This window comes from Terriglobia bacterium, from assembly GCA_020073185.1.
In the GTDB taxonomy this organism is placed as follows: domain Bacteria; phylum Acidobacteriota; class Terriglobia; order Terriglobales; family Acidobacteriaceae; genus JAIQGF01.
The window spans coordinates 1-15777 of the sequence record JAIQFT010000076.1; the positions used below are offsets into that span (position 1 = coordinate 1).

Annotated in this window: 18 protein-coding genes and 1 pseudogene; 5 read left to right on the forward strand and 14 right to left on the reverse strand. The window is 61.2% G+C overall.

Annotated elements, in window-relative coordinates; genetic code table 11:
- Positions 1-116: 116 nt before the first annotated feature.
- Entirely contained in the window at positions 117-1271 is a 1155-nt protein-coding gene (locus LAN64_18940) for an Eco57I restriction-modification methylase domain-containing protein (GenBank protein MBZ5569911.1), read from the reverse strand.
- Positions 1268-1924 carry an SAM-dependent DNA methyltransferase gene (locus tag LAN64_18945; protein MBZ5569912.1) on the reverse strand — a complete coding sequence of 219 codons (657 nt, stop codon included), beginning with the start codon at positions 1922-1924 and terminating at the stop codon, positions 1268-1270. The genes LAN64_18940 and LAN64_18945 overlap by 4 nt, the downstream gene beginning before the upstream one ends.
- Before the next feature lie 246 nt (positions 1925-2170).
- On the opposite strand from LAN64_18945, the gene ispG reads away from it, so the two are divergent.
- Positions 2171-3415 carry a flavodoxin-dependent (E)-4-hydroxy-3-methylbut-2-enyl-diphosphate synthase gene (ispG, locus tag LAN64_18950; protein MBZ5569913.1) on the forward strand — a complete coding sequence of 415 codons (1245 nt, stop codon included), beginning with the start codon at positions 2171-2173 and terminating at the stop codon, positions 3413-3415.
- Between the two features lie 629 nt (positions 3416-4044).
- Here ispG and LAN64_18955 read toward each other — a convergent pair.
- A complete protein-coding gene (locus LAN64_18955; protein ID MBZ5569914.1) occupies positions 4045-4842 on the reverse strand; it encodes a CAP domain-containing protein in 798 nt (265 codons plus the stop codon).
- A gap of 80 nt (positions 4843-4922) precedes the next feature.
- On the opposite strand from LAN64_18955, the gene rmuC reads away from it, so the two are divergent.
- Complete coding sequence (rmuC, locus tag LAN64_18960; GenBank protein ID MBZ5569915.1) at positions 4923-6245, forward strand: DNA recombination protein RmuC; 1323 nt, start codon at positions 4923-4925, stop codon at positions 6243-6245.
- A gap of 181 nt (positions 6246-6426) precedes the next feature.
- On the opposite strand, the gene LAN64_18965 is transcribed toward rmuC, so the two are convergent.
- The 8 genes from LAN64_18965 to LAN64_19000 all read right to left on the reverse strand — a co-directional run bounded on the left by LAN64_18965 (position 6427) and on the right by LAN64_19000 (position 12009).
- Positions 6427-7104 carry a PspA/IM30 family protein gene (locus tag LAN64_18965; GenBank protein ID MBZ5569916.1) on the reverse strand — a complete coding sequence of 226 codons (678 nt, stop codon included), beginning with the start codon at positions 7102-7104 and terminating at the stop codon, positions 6427-6429.
- 157 nt (positions 7105-7261) lie between these two features.
- Positions 7262-7414, reverse strand: coding sequence for a hypothetical protein (locus LAN64_18970; protein MBZ5569917.1), 153 nt, complete (start codon positions 7412-7414; stop codon positions 7262-7264).
- Positions 7415-7480: 66 nt separating this feature from the next.
- A complete protein-coding gene (locus LAN64_18975; protein ID MBZ5569918.1) occupies positions 7481-8932 on the reverse strand; it encodes a flotillin family protein in 1452 nt (483 codons plus the stop codon).
- Between the two features lie 102 nt (positions 8933-9034).
- Positions 9035-9688 carry a hypothetical protein gene (locus tag LAN64_18980; protein ID MBZ5569919.1) on the reverse strand — a complete coding sequence of 218 codons (654 nt, stop codon included), beginning with the start codon at positions 9686-9688 and terminating at the stop codon, positions 9035-9037.
- A 3-nt stretch (positions 9689-9691) separates the two neighbouring features.
- On the reverse strand, positions 9692-10204 hold the full coding sequence (locus LAN64_18985; GenBank protein ID MBZ5569920.1) for a helix-turn-helix domain-containing protein: 513 nt from the start codon (positions 10202-10204) through the stop codon (positions 9692-9694).
- A 457-nt stretch (positions 10205-10661) separates the two neighbouring features.
- Positions 10662-10970 (reverse strand): Rieske (2Fe-2S) protein, encoded by a 309-nt coding sequence (locus LAN64_18990; GenBank protein MBZ5569921.1) that lies wholly within the window; start codon positions 10968-10970, stop codon positions 10662-10664.
- A gap of 133 nt (positions 10971-11103) precedes the next feature.
- Entirely contained in the window at positions 11104-11667 is a 564-nt protein-coding gene (locus LAN64_18995; protein ID MBZ5569922.1) for an NADH-quinone oxidoreductase subunit B, read from the reverse strand.
- A gap of 162 nt (positions 11668-11829) precedes the next feature.
- Positions 11830-12009 (reverse strand): hypothetical protein, encoded by a 180-nt coding sequence (locus LAN64_19000; protein ID MBZ5569923.1) that lies wholly within the window; start codon positions 12007-12009, stop codon positions 11830-11832.
- A gap of 230 nt (positions 12010-12239) precedes the next feature.
- On the opposite strand from LAN64_19000, the gene LAN64_19005 reads away from it, so the two are divergent.
- The 3 genes from LAN64_19005 to LAN64_19015 all read left to right on the forward strand — a co-directional run bounded on the left by LAN64_19005 (position 12240) and on the right by LAN64_19015 (position 14384).
- Positions 12240-12608 (forward strand): cupin domain-containing protein, encoded by a 369-nt coding sequence (locus LAN64_19005; protein MBZ5569924.1) that lies wholly within the window; start codon positions 12240-12242, stop codon positions 12606-12608.
- Positions 12609-12710: 102 nt separating this feature from the next.
- Positions 12711-13889: an acyl-CoA dehydrogenase family protein gene (locus tag LAN64_19010; GenBank protein MBZ5569925.1), complete on the forward strand. Its 1179-nt coding sequence runs from the start codon at positions 12711-12713 to the stop codon at positions 13887-13889.
- Positions 13890-14021: 132 nt separating this feature from the next.
- Positions 14022-14384: a hypothetical protein gene (locus LAN64_19015; protein MBZ5569926.1), complete on the forward strand. Its 363-nt coding sequence runs from the start codon at positions 14022-14024 to the stop codon at positions 14382-14384.
- Between the two features lie 135 nt (positions 14385-14519).
- On the opposite strand, the pseudogene LAN64_19020 reads toward LAN64_19015, so the two are convergent.
- The 3 genes and pseudogenes from LAN64_19020 to LAN64_19030 all read right to left on the reverse strand — a co-directional run.
- Positions 14520-14900, reverse strand: a pseudogene (locus LAN64_19020) (repressor LexA).
- A gap of 72 nt (positions 14901-14972) precedes the next feature.
- Entirely contained in the window at positions 14973-15419 is a 447-nt protein-coding gene (locus LAN64_19025) for a YbhB/YbcL family Raf kinase inhibitor-like protein (protein ID MBZ5569927.1), read from the reverse strand.
- A partial coding sequence (locus LAN64_19030; protein MBZ5569928.1) for a hypothetical protein occupies positions 15419-15777 on the reverse strand: 359 nt, incomplete at its 5' end. The genes LAN64_19025 and LAN64_19030, both read right to left, overlap by 1 nt.

The following is a 15777-nucleotide window of genomic DNA, read 5'->3' on the forward strand; positions in this document are numbered from 1 at the left end:
ACTCCCGCGCCGGGAAGATCGGAATCGGCCGTGCAGAAGTGGAATCTCGATGTCCCGCGCGAAAAACTTGGCGAACTCACGCAACCGAGTACGCCGCTGCCCGTGCCGAAATTCAGCTACTTACACCACGGGCTGCTAACGGTCGAATCAAATCCAAATGGTCGTCTAGTGCTGACCAATCGATCAAACCGAACACCAGCCGGCAGCAACACGGAACGAGGTGCACCTTTCTCGACAGCAACGACCTTTTTGAGGATCGATAAGCCCTCGTTGAAGCGGACGAATACTTCTGCTCCCGGCTCGAGGAGCGGACGTGTTGACGCCGAAGGGGGATCGTCCTTGAAGTGCGTTGTGACACGGCACGGCCCGCGATTGTCCCGGTCCCAAAGGAAATAGCACACACCACCCTTCAGAGCTACCCCTGGGAATACGTCCGATGCAATCACATAGTCGTTGATTGAACGAAGATGGTCGTCCGCAAGCATGGATGCTCTGAACTCATCAAGCCCCTTACCGCCCGTGAACCAACGCGAAGGAATAACCATCGTCAGCAGGCGTGGATTGAGCTTCTTAGCTTGATCAACGAAAAGGTTGTAGATCGGAATAGCTGACGTACCTGCACCGCCCCCGTCTGCTAATTGATAGGGGGGATTTCCAATAATCACGTCGAACTGCATATCGTCTCCAAATAACTGGGGTACGCGAGCGTTGATGTCGTCTGCGTGAATGAACGCATAGGCATGGGTCTCAAGTCCTTCACCGCGATCCAATGCCTTTTGGCTCGCCCCGCAAACTTTGCACCTGCCTTGTACCCAGGTGTGCTCCGTGCGCTCGAACCAGATGTTGCCGGCGTCGCTGGAAAAGCCTTCGGCGATTGAGTGCGGGCCGTGAGCATGCTTGGAGCAATACAGGCTGCGCCGAGCCAGCAGACTCGTGAGATACGTGGTGCCGATGCCGAACACTTGCTTGGTCAGAATGTGATCGACGCGCTTCTGGAGATCAGTGATCTCGGCGGCCAGGCCTTTGGTGAGGCGGCTGGCGATCTCGCGAAGGAACACACCGGACTTCGTGAACGGGTCAAGGAACCTAACCGAACTATCAGCCCAGAGGTCCGCTCCGCCATTGTTTGCTGCCCAAGCGTCGGCCAGAGTATCGAGCATCCTGTTGGCAAACACGGGCGGCGTAAACACTTCGTCACTCGAAAGATTGGCAATGCAGGTCAGAACGTCCGGGTTGCGCCCGCGAAGTGAAAAGCTCGCCTGATCGCTCATAACGCATCGCCTGAGCCATCGCCTGACCGCGAGCAAGCAAGTTCGCCCACGGTGATCGGCGGATATGCGTTAATTGGTGTGAAGACCTCATGCTTGCCGAGATGGGCGAAGAGAGAGCCTTCCCTACTGAAGGAAGACATCTGGGTAAGAGCATCGAAGCGGAAGTCGCGCCGCTGGAACTTGCCCTTGCCGAGGTAGCCCCACTCGGCAAAGGTGATGGGCTGGCCGTCACGCGTGCGCATCGTCAGCGCGTCGCCGTGCACGAGGTTCTGCGACAAGACATAGAAGGCGGACCGATAGAGATCATCCCTCTCATCCAGACTCAGATACTCGGCGAAAACCTCAAGCATATTCGCGCGGCACTCAGCGATATTATCTGCCAACATTTCAATCCCGTAGGTGCACATCACCGCCAACAAGGCGTAATGTCGCCGCTCAAATTCGGCTCTTCCGAACTTCGACTCTACGGCGGCCAACTTGCGCTGAAGGACAGGGACAAGGAAGTTCCCGCTTCCGCAAGCAGACTCTAAGAAACGAGAGTCAATGCGCTCGGTCTCGCCCTTGACAAGGTCGAGCATCTTTTCGACCAGCCAGGGAGGCGTAAACACTTCACCGTGGTCTGCAACGCGCCTCTTGGATTTGATCAGATTCATAGGTAATGGCCCCCTATCTCGACCAGCAGCGTGTGGCGGGCGGCGGCGACCTCCTGGCACATCCCAGCGGCAAACAAACAATAAGATATCCTATTCAACCGCTATCCGAATGAAGAGCTTCAGTTTCAGTCTCAAGGCCGGTGCTCCACGAATGCGTGGCTGCTTTGAAGCCCACTGGCGGTGCTGAGGCAGCCAACAGTTTCGCGCGCCTGACAACCGACACTCGACACCTGTAAACTGAACTCAATGGCCCAAATTCTACGCCGCAAGACCGTGAGCGCCAACATCGGCAGCGTTCGTGTCGGCTCCGACGCTCCCGTGGTCGTGCAGTCCATGACCAACACCGACACCGCCGACGCGCTGGCCACGGCGCAGCAGGTTGCCGCGCTGGCGAGCGCCGGGTCGGAACTGGTACGGGTCACGGTCAACAACGACGCCGCCGCCGAAGCCGTGCCGCGCATTCTCGATCTGCTCGATCGCCGCGGCGTCAGCGTGCCCATCGTCGGCGACTTCCATTACAACGGGCATCTCCTGCTGAAGAAATTTCCCGCCTGCGCGCGCGCGCTGGCCAAGTACCGCATCAATCCCGGCAACGTCAGCGTGGGACGCAAGGATGACGACAACTTTCGCACCATGATCGAGGTTGCGGTCGAGAACCAGAAGCCGGTGCGCATCGGGGTGAACTGGGGATCGCTGGACCAGGCGCTGCTGACGCGCATGATGGACGAGAACTCGCGGCTGCCGGCGCCCAGGGAAGCGCGCGACGTCACCATGGAAGCCATGATCGTGAGCGCGCTCAATTCCGCCGCGCTGGCGGAGAAGTACGGGCTGCGCAGCGACCAGATCGTCCTCAGCGCCAAGGTCAGCGGGGTGCAGGATCTGATTGACGTTTACCGCGGGTTGGCGGCGCGCTGCCAATATCCGCTGCACCTTGGACTCACCGAGGCGGGCATGGGGACCAAGGGCATCGTGGCCTCGACCGCCGGGATCGGCGTGCTGCTGCAGGAGGGCATCGGCGACACCATTCGCGTCTCGCTTACCCCGGCGCCCAACGGAGATCGCACCGAAGAAGTGATGGTGGCGCAGCAGATTCTGCAGTCGCTCGGGATCCGCAGCTTCCTGCCGCAGGTGACGGCGTGCCCGGGATGCGGGCGTACGACCAGCACTTTTTTCCAGGAGTTGGCGGACGACATTCAGTCGTACGTGCGCCGCCAGATGCCGGAGTGGAAGCAGCGCTATGAGGGCGTCGAGGAGATGACGCTGGCGGTGATGGGATGCGTGGTCAACGGCCCCGGCGAATCCAAGCACGCCAACATCGGCATCTCGCTGCCGGGAACGTTCGAGGAACCTGTCGCGCCCGTCTTCGTGGACGGCAAACTGACGCGGACATTGCGCGGCGATCACATCGTCGAGGAGTTCATCCGCATCCTCGACGGCTACGTGGAATCGCACTACGCGCGGAGAGCAGAAACTGCCGCGCCGGCCAAGTGATCAGTCATCGGTCGTTAATCGCTAGCGGTTCGGCAGGTCGAGCCGGTGACGACGATCCGCAGTTTTTCCCCACCACAGAGTCCACGAAAATCTGCGGAGAAACACGAGGGGCATTGGAGGGGATTTGCCCTCCACAAATCTCCGTGTTCTCTGCGGCTAGGTTGTTGCGGACACCCGGCTCAGCTTGCGCCGCGCCAGGTCGACCCTGCTATGGCCCTTGGGCCGGCACGCTCAGGAGGCTTTCCCCAGACTCACGGAGGCGTGCAGCGATCGGCTAGAAGCTCAGCAGGGCCGCGCAGGCCAGCAGCCAGATGACAAATCCCGCTATGTTCAGCGCCAGCCGGATGCCGGTGTTGTCGATGATCCAGTTGTACTTCGCGTCCATAACTTCCTCCGATCCTGTTTGCTTGGACGGCCCATGCAGCTTTTGGTTAGCAGCCGTCCATCACTTCTACTTGCTAGTACGGAAGACGCGAGGGAAAGGTTCCCCGTTCAAGACTTTTTGCGTTGGGAGGAACGGGGGCATGGCAGAAGTAAGAAGGCGGATTTTGGAAACGCGGGAATCGTGCGAATACAACACTGGTTTTTCATTCTTCATTCTTGGTTCTTACCTCTTAGTTCTTACTTTCTTAGAAGAACACGATCACCACCCACCAGGTGCCCGACGGATATGACTCGCTGTCGGCAAAGCAGGCGCCGATCGCGAAGCGCTTGAGGTTCGGATCGCGCGCCATCATCACCGCGTTGGGCGGAAGCTTCCTGGGATCGGATTCGGTGTACGCCACCGACGACTGCACGTCCGGCAGATTGAGCGGGGCGCGCGTGTCCACTTGTCCCTGCTTTGCCATGGCGCACGCCATGCGGCGCAACTGTGGCAGGCGCACAACCGGCGCGGGACTGCCGGTGGCGCGCCGCCGCTCGCGTTCAAATGCGGCGATGATCGTGTTCTCGGCTTCGTCGCGGGAATATTCTTCCAGGCGGTGCGCGAAGACCTCCGTGACCCACAGCCCGCGGCCGCTGCGCACCACGCCGACGCCCACCGCGTTGTATTTCGGGCTGAGAATATTGGCGCGATGCGGCGGTGAGTGCATCAGCCCGTCATGCGCGCCCTGGGCCGAATCATTGCGCGCCACGTTCTCGGCATCGTAGTTGAAGCGGAGATTGGTGGCCGCCAGCCGCTTGGGCAGCGCCGGCTCGCCCGGCAATTGGTGAGACAACCGCTTGGCTTGTGCCATCAGCGACGCGTGCGCCCGCGCCGCCTGCGTGAGGCGGTCGTCCACTTTCAGGCTGCGCAGACCTGCCCGCGCCCGCTCCTGGTTGAGCATCTGGACCAGTTGCTGCTCGGCCTGGGAGTCAAACTGCTGGGCGGCGGCAAGACCGCCGAACAGGACGCACAGAACAAGAATTTTCGAAATGGTCTTGCGCATAATCATTGAGATGCAGAAATCGCTTCTGTCCTTCTCCCACTCGCTCTACAATCAAGCACCCTCAGGCACAACGGAATCGGATGACCGCGCTTCTTCTGCTGATCCTCGTTTTCAACGTGGCCGTATTGCTGCTGCTGGCCCTGATTCTGCGCCGCAGCGCGCAGGCGGGCGATCCCACGGCGGCGGTCGCGAAGATCGGCAGCGACATGCTGTCACTGGAGCGCGGACTCTCCCAAAGCTTTGCCAAAGCGACGGCCGACATCGCGCAGCGCCTGGAGCAGACCAAGGGCGACCTACGGCAGGAAGTCACCGACCGCCTGACCACGGGGTTCAAAGAGATTCACACCTCGGTCGAAGAGCACCTTGTCAGCGGACGCCGCGAACAATCTGCCGGCCTGGCCGAGGCGCGCAAGGATCTGACGAGTTCGTTGTCAAACACCACGGCGCAATTGAAAACAGAATTCGACGGGCTCAATCAGCGCACCGAGCAGAAACTGGAAGCGATCCGCGCACAGGTGGATCAGAAGCTGTTCGAAATCAGCGGCCAAGTGCAGCAAAAGCTGACGGAAAACATGAAAGAGGGCTTCGCCCAGTTCGAGAAGGTCCAGCAACACTTGAAGGCCGCCGAAGAGCAATTGCGCCAGGTGGGCACCATCGGCAATTCCATCAACGACCTGAACAACCTGCTCAAGCTGCCCCACCTGCGCGGAAGATTCGGCGAGGCCAGCCTGGAACGGCTGCTGGAGGATTTTCTTCCAGCGCACATGTACGAACTGCAATACCCGCTGGCCGGCGGGCGGGTGGATGCGGTTATCAAGTTTCCCGATCGCGTGCTGCCCATCGACGCGAAGTTCCCGCGCGAGCAGGTGTTGCCGCTGTTCGAGACCAGCAACGAACACGAACTGGAAGATGCGCGCGCCCAACTCGTCAAGGTGCTCACGGCACAAGCGAAGAGCATTGCCGAATATCTTGATCCCGAGCACGGAACCATGGACGTCGCCCTGATGTACCTCCCGAGCGAGACGCTCTACCTGGAAGCGATCCGTAGCACGGACGCGATGGAAGCGCTGTCGCGGCTGCAAGTGTTCCCGGTCTCGCCCAACACGTTGCTGATGACGCTGCGCACGGTCGCTCTGGCTTACAAGTGGTACGAGGTGGCGGCCCGGTTCGAAGAGACGCGCGGCGAAATCGCCAAGGCGCAAAGGTCACTGGGGTTTTTCCAGGCGCAGTTCGACAGCCTGGGAAACAGCCTGGAAAAGGCACAGAAGGCATACGAGACCGCTGCGAAGCACCTCAAGACGTATCGCAACCGCGTTACCGACATCAGCGGCGAGGAGATCCCGGAGCAACTGGAGCTGACCGAACCGCCGCTGCTCAGCAAGGCAGAGACGAGCGGGCAATAGATTCCTACCGAATTCCGCTTCTTTCCGGCTTGGAATTGTGCCGTCCCTGCGGGGCTCGCCCTAAGGCGGGCAGACTATAGCTCACGCTCGGGCGAGTTGCTTTCGCCGCTACGCGGCTGCGGTCGTGGCGGCCGAGCGAAGTGACACTCGGCCGCCAACTTGTCGACAAGCCACAGCTCGTTCAGCTCGCCGCGTGGGTGCCCGCGCTGCGCCGGCTCTTGATCTCCGTCAGGAGTTTTTCGATCGCGTCCTCTTTTTCCAGCGCGGCAAACTTGTCGTCCACGTTGTCGCCGGCAAGCTCGGCCTTCGCCTGGCTGACGGCTTCGTCGTGGGCGACGCGGCGCTTCATGCGGTCGAACCCGGCGGCCTTGGACGTGTCCACCATGTTTGCCCGCGCGTCGCTCGCCTTGCCCAGCGCGCGCGCCCGGCGATGCTGCGCGATCAGCAGGTCGCTCTTGTTCTGCGCCTCGGCCAGCTTTTGATCCAGCTTGCTGAGCGCCGTCCTCAGGTTTTCGACCTGTGCTTTCTGGTCCGCCACCTGCTGCGTGAAGCTTTCCGCCAGCTCTTTGTAGCTGATGGAGCGCTCCAGGGCGACGCGCGCCAGGTCGTCCTGCTTCTTGTCCACGGCCAGCTCCGCCTTCCGCACCCAGTCGGACGCGGCGTCTTCGTTCTCCTTTTGTTTCTTCTCCAGCAGGTGCTGGTCGGCGATGGCGATGGCCACCTGCGTCTTCACCTGCAGGAGCTGGTTCTGCATGTCCAGGATGATCTGCTTGATCATCTTCTCCGGGTCTTCCGCCTTGTCAATCAGGTCATTGAGATTGGCGCGGACCAGGGTCGAAACGCGTTCCAGTAGTGCCATGACGAACTCCTTTGAGCGATCAGCTCTCAGCTATCAGCTATCAGTTACCGCGGTCTCACTCAACTCCGCGGCAGCACCCGCAAGCGTTGGTTCGTTGCCATGCTCCGTAGAGGAACTCGATCACTGCGAGCAAGAACTCAACGAGCATTGCGGCTTCTCATTTCTCCGTCGTGGGGCGGCGCCGCGCGCTGGCCGACATCACCACTCCCATGGCGACGCCAAGCGCAAGCCACACCGTTACGTGTCCACTCAGTAATCCGACCGCCGCCCCGGTCAGAACTCCAGCGATTAGCAAATAAGCTCTTTCCATCTCAAACTCCTTTCAGCCATGCGCGCCCCCGACCCGCCACGCGCGAGGCGCGCGTACCACGCCGTGTTACTTTCCCGCGCCGGCGCCCATGCCCTTGTCGTCGGGCTTGGGTTCCTTGTCGCCGATTAGGCGCACCTTGCCGAGCAGATCCGACATCTTCATGCCGCTCAGGGTCTCGAACAGCGCCGGCACCTGCGCCGCCATCTTCGCGATGTCGCCGGTGATCTTGTTCATGCCGGCAGCATCGCCGTTGCCGGTGCTGACGATGGTGATCTTGTCCACGTTGGCCAGCGGCGCCGACAATGCCCGCACAATGTCCGGCAAACCGGTGAGCAGCTTGTCGATGACCGCCGCCTGGTTGTACTCCTGGAAGGCCTCGGCTTTGACGTTCATCGCCCGCGCCTCGGCGTCGCCCTTCTTGAAGATGATGTCGGCTTCGGCCTCGCCTTGCGCGCGGATGCTCGACGCCTTGCCTTCGGCTTCCACCACCAGCCGCTGCTTTTCGGCGGCGGCGAGCGTCTCGATGCGCTGGCGCTCGATCTCGGCCGGCTTGAGCACGGTGGCGATGAGTTCTTTCTCGCGGCGCGCGATTTCGGCTTCCTGCACCTTGACCTGCGCTTCGCGCTCCACCTGCTGCACGCGCACCTGCTCGGCGGTGAGCTGCTGCTGCATGACCTGCGTCTGGATGTCGTAGGCCTTGTCGGCTTGCGCCTGCTGCTTCTTGCTGACTTCCTGGTATTGCGCCTGCTTGATGTTCAGGTCGCGCGTGGCCTCGGCCTGCTTGGCTTGCGACAAAGTCTGCGCCAGCACGCGTTCCTGGTCCGCCTGCGCTTCGGCAACGGAGGCTTCGCGCTTGGCGACGGCGCGCCTGATCGCCGTGTCGCGCTCGGCTTCGGCGGCGGCAATGTCGGCGTCGCGCTTGATGCGCGCGATGTCGGGCCGCCCCATGTTGGAGATGTAGTCGTTCTTGTCCTTCACTTCCTTGATGGTGAAGGAAATTACCTCCAGGCCCATCTTGTTCATGTCGTCGGCGCAGGTGGAGCGCATGCGCTCGGCCACCATCTCCGGCTGCTTCACAATCTCTTCCACCGTGAGCTGCCCGATAATGCCGCGCAGATGGCCTTCCATCACCAGCCGGATCAAGCCTTCACGAATCTGCGGCGTCTTGTTGAGGAACTGCTCCGCCGCGGTGCGGATGGACTCCGGGTCCGACTTCACCTTGATCTGCGCCACCGCCTCGACCGTCACCGCGACGCCTTGCTTGGTGTAGAGGTCTTGCTGCGGCGCCACATCGAAGGACATCAGTTCCAGCGACAACGTGCGGCACTGCTCGATCAGAGGAAAGACGATCGAACCGCCGGCTTTGACGATCCTGCCCTGCTGGCCACGAAATCCGGTGATGACCAGCGCCTCGTTGGGTCCGGCGATGCGATACAGCCGTGTCAAAATTCCCATGATGAAGAGCACGGCCATGATCGCCAGTCCCACCATCACCCATACACCCGCTGCGATTTGCATATACGCTCCTAAGCAGTGGCTAGCGGCCATTGCCATTGCTAGCCAAAGAATTCGTTGCACTCACGACGCAAAACTCACGACTCAAGAACTCACTGTCGAGTGTCAGCCATCGGCCGTCGACCCGGCAACGCCCGCTTCCCTCGCCACCTCATCCCAGCGCCGCACGTAGGCGATGCCTTTCTCGTAACGCGTGATCACGACTTCGGTGCCGCGCGCCATCGCCGCCCCGTTTTCGCTCCGCGCGCCGCACGTTCGACGTACCCCCTCTTGCGAAAAAATGATCTCCCCGGTGCCGCCCTCGCGAATGCCGCTGCAGACGTGCCCCAGCACACCTTCCATGCGGTAGTCGCTGTCATACAGCGTGCTGTCGGTGCGCATCAGCACCTTGGCCAGGAAGGCAAATACGATGGCCGCTCCGGTCACACCCGCCATCGCCGCAAACCCCAGCACCGCCAGCGCGCCGATCTTCCCCCACGCGGTCAGCAGGTATCCTGCGCCGCCGAACCAGGCCAGAAAGGCCATCGCGGTGGAGAAATTGAACGGCGACACCCCTTCGACCGAGGACTCCTCCGCGACGTGCCCGGTGTGAATGTGAATGTCGGGCCCGTGCGCGTGCTCGAAATGAATGTGCCCGTGGTCGAAGTGCACGTTGTGTAGGCCCGGGATGTGAATGTCGAACACCCCGATCACCAGCGACAGCAAGCTGAGCATGAATCCCAGCAGGAAACAGAACATGTACACGTTTGCCCAGTTCATCACTCACCTCCGGGCGTGTGTGGCGCCGCTGTCCGGCGCGGAATGCGTTTTCTCCGGGCGCAGCACCTGCAACAAACGCTCCGCCAGTTTCGGTGTGTCCAGGATCGCCCCCAGCAGCACCACGCACTTGCGCGAGTCCTCGTGCCGCGCCACCGCCAGCAGCGCCTCGCAGACTTCAGGATCGCGGCGGAACTGCTCGGCGCCGTTGATCAACCACAAATCCAGCTTGTCTTCTCCCACCCGCAGCTCCGATTGCAACTCGGTGTGATAGCCCTCCGGATCGTCCACCAGGTACCCGGGATGCACGTTGAAAAACTTCGCCAGCAACATGCGGCTGGAGTTGGTCAGGTGCGGACGCGCCCCGCTCTCGATCTGCGACAGGTACGACTGGCTGATGTGCTTGCCCAGCCGGTGGCGAATGACGTCCACCACTTCCTGCTGCGTCAGGGCGCGGCCCAAGCCGCGCAGCGTGCCCTCGACCTCCCGCAGGTACCGGATTTTCTCGCCGAGCTTCATATTGCTAATCGCAATATTTATATTGCTATTTGCAATATACGTCAAGAACTTTATTCGGCGTAGTTTGAAGGAGTTGCAACCGGTGGCGAAACAGCCAGTCTGGTCCGGGCCAGGGGCTGCCGGCTACGGCCTACCGTTATCCAAGCACGGAACTTACCTCGGCCGATCGGGTTCAAGCGATCGGGGCGTGCGACAACGGAGTCGCCGGTGCGCAGCCTTTGGAATAAAGCGAATCTGAATTGGGTGTGGACCTGGATGGCTGTTTACGGCGGTTCGCTCACCGTGCTCGCAGCCTACCTCGCCTCCACTTTCGCCGCGGCTGCCGCGGAAGCTGCGAGAGAGTCAAAATGAGGACCGGCATCGAAGTCCGCAGGCAACGCTCACGGCCATTCTTCGTTCTGACTTCTTAAATTCTTTATTTCTCCGTGTCTCCGTGCCTCTGTGGTGGTCAGCGCTTCTAAATTTCGATCAGCACGTCGTCGCCTTCCAACTGAATGGGATACAACTGCACACGCGCATTGGGATTGACGTCGGCGGCGCCGGTCTTGGGGTCGTACATCCAGCCGTGCCACGGGCAGACGACTTTGCCGTCCAGTACGACACCCTGCCCTAGCGGCCCGCCGCGATGCACGCAGACGTTATCCATCGCCGAAAAAACGCCGCCGATGTTGGCCACGCAAACCACCTTTTCTCCGAGCGTGAACTCCTTGGCTTCACCGTCGCCGGGCAGGTCGGACTTGGCTGCGATTTTCTTCCAGTCGCTCATGTAGCTGTCAGCTCGCAGCTATCAGCTTACCGCATTAGGCAATCGGCGGTTGCATCTGGCCTTGACGCACTTCGCACAAACGGAAAGCCCGGCCGTAGCCAGGTTCGTTTGGCTGAAAGCCGATAGCCGAGAGCTATTTGGGTTGCAACGTCTGCGCGATCATCACTTGGCGCTTGAAGTTCTCCACCATGTTCTCGTCGAGCCGGACTTCGGTGGGCTTCTTCGCCAGCGACATCTGATCGATCTTGTCCTGCAGCTTGAGCAGCGCATAGAACAGGTTTTCCGGCCGTGGCGGGCAGCCGATCACGTACACATCCACCGGCACGACCTTGTCCACGCCCTGCAGCACCGCGTAGGTGTTGAACGGGCCGCCGACCGAGGAGCACGCGCCCATGGAGATCACCCACTTGGGGTCCGGCATCTGGTCGTAGATGCGCTTGACCACCGGCGCCATCTTCAGGGTGACGGTTCCGGCCACGATCATCAGGTCGCTCTGCCGCGGGCTGGGACGGAACACCTCGCTGCCGAAACGGGCGATGTCGAAGCGCGAGGTGGAGGAGGCGATCATTTCGATGGCGCAGCATGCCAGCCCGAAGGTCATCGGCCAGATCGCCGATTTCCGCGCCCAGTTGAAGACGTAATCCACCGTGCTGATGAGGAAGTTCTTCTCGAATTTATTCTGCAGCCAGAATGACATTGAAAACCAGCCCTTAGCCTTTAGCTTATAGCCGTTGGCCGTTCCATTCTCGCAGCCCCGCAAACAGCCGAATGTGATGCCGGTCACAGGGTACCGGCATGAGGCTTTCGGCGCAAGGTTCCCGGCTGGAACGACCTGCCTGGCACCGGGAGCCGTGCGCCGTTACAGCTTTTCGTAGAACTCGCACGCCGAACACGATATATAAATCCCGCCGGGCACGTTGTGGTCGCGGTCCTTCACCCGTTTCACGATGCGGGTGGGCTTGCCGCACTTGGGGCAATCCGTGCTCTTGGCGGTGTCCATGACCTTCTTGCGGTCGGCGGTCTTAGCGATTTTTGCCATTCACTTCTCTCCGGATACGCTCAATACTGGATAATTGCGCTGTGTGGGTCTGTACTCGATTTTACAGGTCGATCGTCTTTCGGTCTATTGGCCGGCCGACCGGTCTGTCGGTATTTCGGTCGGTCAGTTCATCAGTCGTTCAGTCGTTCGGACTTGCAATCCATCCCCCGATCCGCCCTGATAGACTGACAGACCGATAGACCCTTGATAGACCCTTGCGAGAGAACCCAATGCCACTCAAATACCAGCGCTGGTCCGAGGTCGAACTCGAACACCTGAACCCGCAACTCGACCGGCAGATGATCACCGGCGAGAAGCTGATGATGGCCCGCGTACTGCTGAAAAAAGGTGTGATCGTGCCCGAGCACAGCCACGAGAACGAGCAACTCACCTACATCCTGGAGGGAACACTCAGGTTTTGGATTGACGGCATGGTAATCGACGTCCACGCCGGAGAGGTGCTGTGCATCCCGCCGCACATGCCGCATAAGGCGCAGGCCATGGAGGACACCGTGGACCTTGACGTCTTCTACCCGCCGCGCCAGGACTGGCTGTCGAAGAACGACGCGTATTTGCGGGACGTGGCGAACATGCGATAGCCGGCGCTTTAGCATTTGCCTCTCCACCATTTAGGATTTCTGGTTTGCATACTTCGACCCCGAGTGGCGCCGTCCGATCACCGACGGCCGAAAGCCGATTCCATGTCCTTAAAATTCCACGGCGTTGACTTCCTTGACTTCGATTCCCTGCTTTCGGCGGACGAACTCCTGGTCCGCGACAACACCCGCAAATTCATCGAAGAAAACCTGATCCCCATCATCGAGCAGTGCAACCGCGAGGGCCGGTTCCCGCGCGAACTGGTGAAGCCGATGGCCGATCTCGGGTTCTTCGGCTCCAATCTGAAGGGTTACGGCTGCGCCGAAATGTCCAACGTCGAGTACGGGCTGGTAATGCAGGAGATGGAGCGCGGCGACAGCGGCATTCGCAGCTTCGCCAGCGTGCAGTCGGCGCTGGTCATGTATCCCATTTACACCTTCGGCGGCGACGAGCAGAAAAACAAGTGGCTGCCCGCGCTGCAGAAGGGCGAAGCCATCGGTTGCTTCGGGCTTACCGAGCCCGACGCCGGCTCCAATCCCGCCGCCATGCGCACGCGTGCCCGCCGGGATCAAGACGGCTATGTCCTTAACGGCGAGAAGATGTGGATCACCTCCGGCTCCATCGCGCAGGTGGCGGTGATCTGGGCGAAGAACGAAGAAGAGGGCGGAAACGTCCGCGGCTTTCTGGTGGAAACCGACCGGCCCGGCTTCCGCGCCGCCGACGTGCACGGCAAGTGGTCCCTGCGCGCCAGCGTGACTTCCAGCCTGTCACTGCAAGACCTGCGCATCCCCGCGTCTAACCTGCTGCCCAAAAGCGATGGCCTGAAGTCGGCGCTGATGTGCCTGAACCAGGCGCGCTACGGCATCGCCTGGGGTGCGGTGGGCGCGGCTATGGCCTGCTACGACACTGCGCTGCAGTATGCCGGGTTCCGCAAGCAGTTCCGCGACCAGCCCATCGCCTCCCACCAGCTGGTGCAGGAAAAGCTGGTGTGGATGATCAGCGAGATCACCAAAGCGCAACTGCTCGTGCTGCAGGTTGGACGCTTGAAGGACCACGGCAAGGCGCGCCCGCAACACATCTCGATGGCGAAGCGGAACAACGTCTGGATGGCGCTGGAGTGCGCCCGCATGGCCCGCGACATCCTGGGCGCCAACGGCATCGCCGATGAATACCCGGTCTTCCGCCACATGGCCAACCTGGAGTCAGTGAAGACTTATGAAGGGACGCATGACGTCCATACTCTAATAATCGGAAATAGCATTACCGGGATTGATGCCTTCTAGATCTTGCGAAAGGGGCCGCTGCGCCCTGGACGAATGGCGCAGGCATGTACTTCGTCACTTGCGCCGAATTGCGCCACGGGGTACCTTCGCGGCAGTGGGGGCCGACCCGGCGCCGTTTTCCGGAGGTGTTGTTTGTTTCGAGCGCAAGTCCTCTCTGTCAGTTGTAACCGCCGACTCCTGCTGGCCCGGCACAAGCTGCTGCAGGAAGCGGGCTTTGACGTAACTTCGCTGGCCAGCACTTTTGACGCTCTCAAGCTCCTGGAAGAGCGACGCTTCGCCGCGGTGGTGGTAGGAAACTCATTCTCCTTTACCGAGAGGCAGCTTTTTGCCGCCGAGGTCGGAGAGCGCTGGCGCATTCCGGTGGTCGTGCTCTCTTACGGGGATCTTGACGTCGAGTCGAGCGGCGATGACCAGACGAGACGGACGCCCGCCGCGCCCGATTTAATTCGCGCTCTCAACTCCCTGATTTCCGATCAAGAGGAACGATTGGCGTGACGCGCCCCGATGTCAGTTGGGCAGCCGCCGATCACCTACGCTGGCGACGTGATAACCGGGCGCGGCCCCGGCACGCGCCGCCGGGGCCAGCCTGGTGAGTCGCAATGGTGGGACAGGGGATCAGAAGACGTAGGCCACGTTGTGGCCGCGGACTTCCAGGGCGAACGTGTCGCCGTTGCCCGCGAAATCCGCGAAGTTGAGGGTCTCCCGCTGCTCCACGGCTTCTACCGGAGCGCCCGCGGCAATCCGGCCCAGCAGCGGAATCTCACCGCCCGGAGCCTTTGACCGCCGCTGTTCCTGCATATAGCGCGGAGCCAGTTCGAGCGACCGGCTCTGGTTGAACCCCCGCTTCAGATAGCTCTTCGCCTCCAGCACCGAAATGTGTTTGTGGACCGTCGCCAGAGACGCCAGGTCGAGCCCGCGTGCGATTTCTTCGTAGCTCGGGCAGTAGCCGTTTTCATCGACGAACGCCGAGATGAAATCAAGGACTTCTTTTTGCCTCTTGGTCAGAGCCATGAATTGTACCTTGCCTTCATTGTGGGCGAACAAAACACGAAAATCAAGCGAAAACTATCGTCGCCCTCGCGTTCAGCGCTGAAACCGGCCCATGCAGGCCGTTTCTTCCAGCACCTTGCCCGCCAGCGCTGCATCGAATTGCCTGCGCCGCGCGCCCTCCGCAAGTCCCAGGCTCTCCACCTTGAGCGCGTACAACCGGAAGTAATACCGGTGCGCCTTTCCCGGCGGAGGGCACGGTCCGCCGTAACCCGGCTTGCCGAAATCGTTCGTGCCCGCCAGTCCCACCCGCGCCGCGCCTTGCGCCAGGGTGTGCACCCCGGCCGGAATGTCGTATAGCATCCAGTGCGTCCACGTGCCCATCGGCGCGTCCGGGTCCTCCACCAGCAGCGCGAAACTGCGCTTTCCGCCCGGCGCGCCCGACCATTCGAGCGACGGCGAGACGTCCGCGCCGCTGCACGTGTGCACCTTGGGAATCCATCCGCCTTCGGCGAATGCACTCGAGAAAATCACAAACGCCATCAGAAGTTCCTCCGTTCCGTTACCTTCAACGATGCATCGCTCGCCTCACCCGGCCGGACCGTAACGCGTACCGCCCGGTTGATCCATTGACCTGCGAATGAAGACATCTCGAGCATCCCCACCGGCTTGTCGAAGGCGAAGGCGTAATACTCACCCGGCCGCAGCGCCGTGATCTCGAACCGCCCGCCCTGTCCGCATCGGCTTTGCCGGATGAACTCGGCGTACTGCAACGCGGCATCCTGCGGCGCGAGCACCACCGTTGCCCCGTTGCAGTCCTCCACCGTCCCCCGCACCGTGCCGCCGTCGGCGCGATAGGTGATCGTCACCGGCAGTGTGCCCGGGGTGATCTCCACGTACC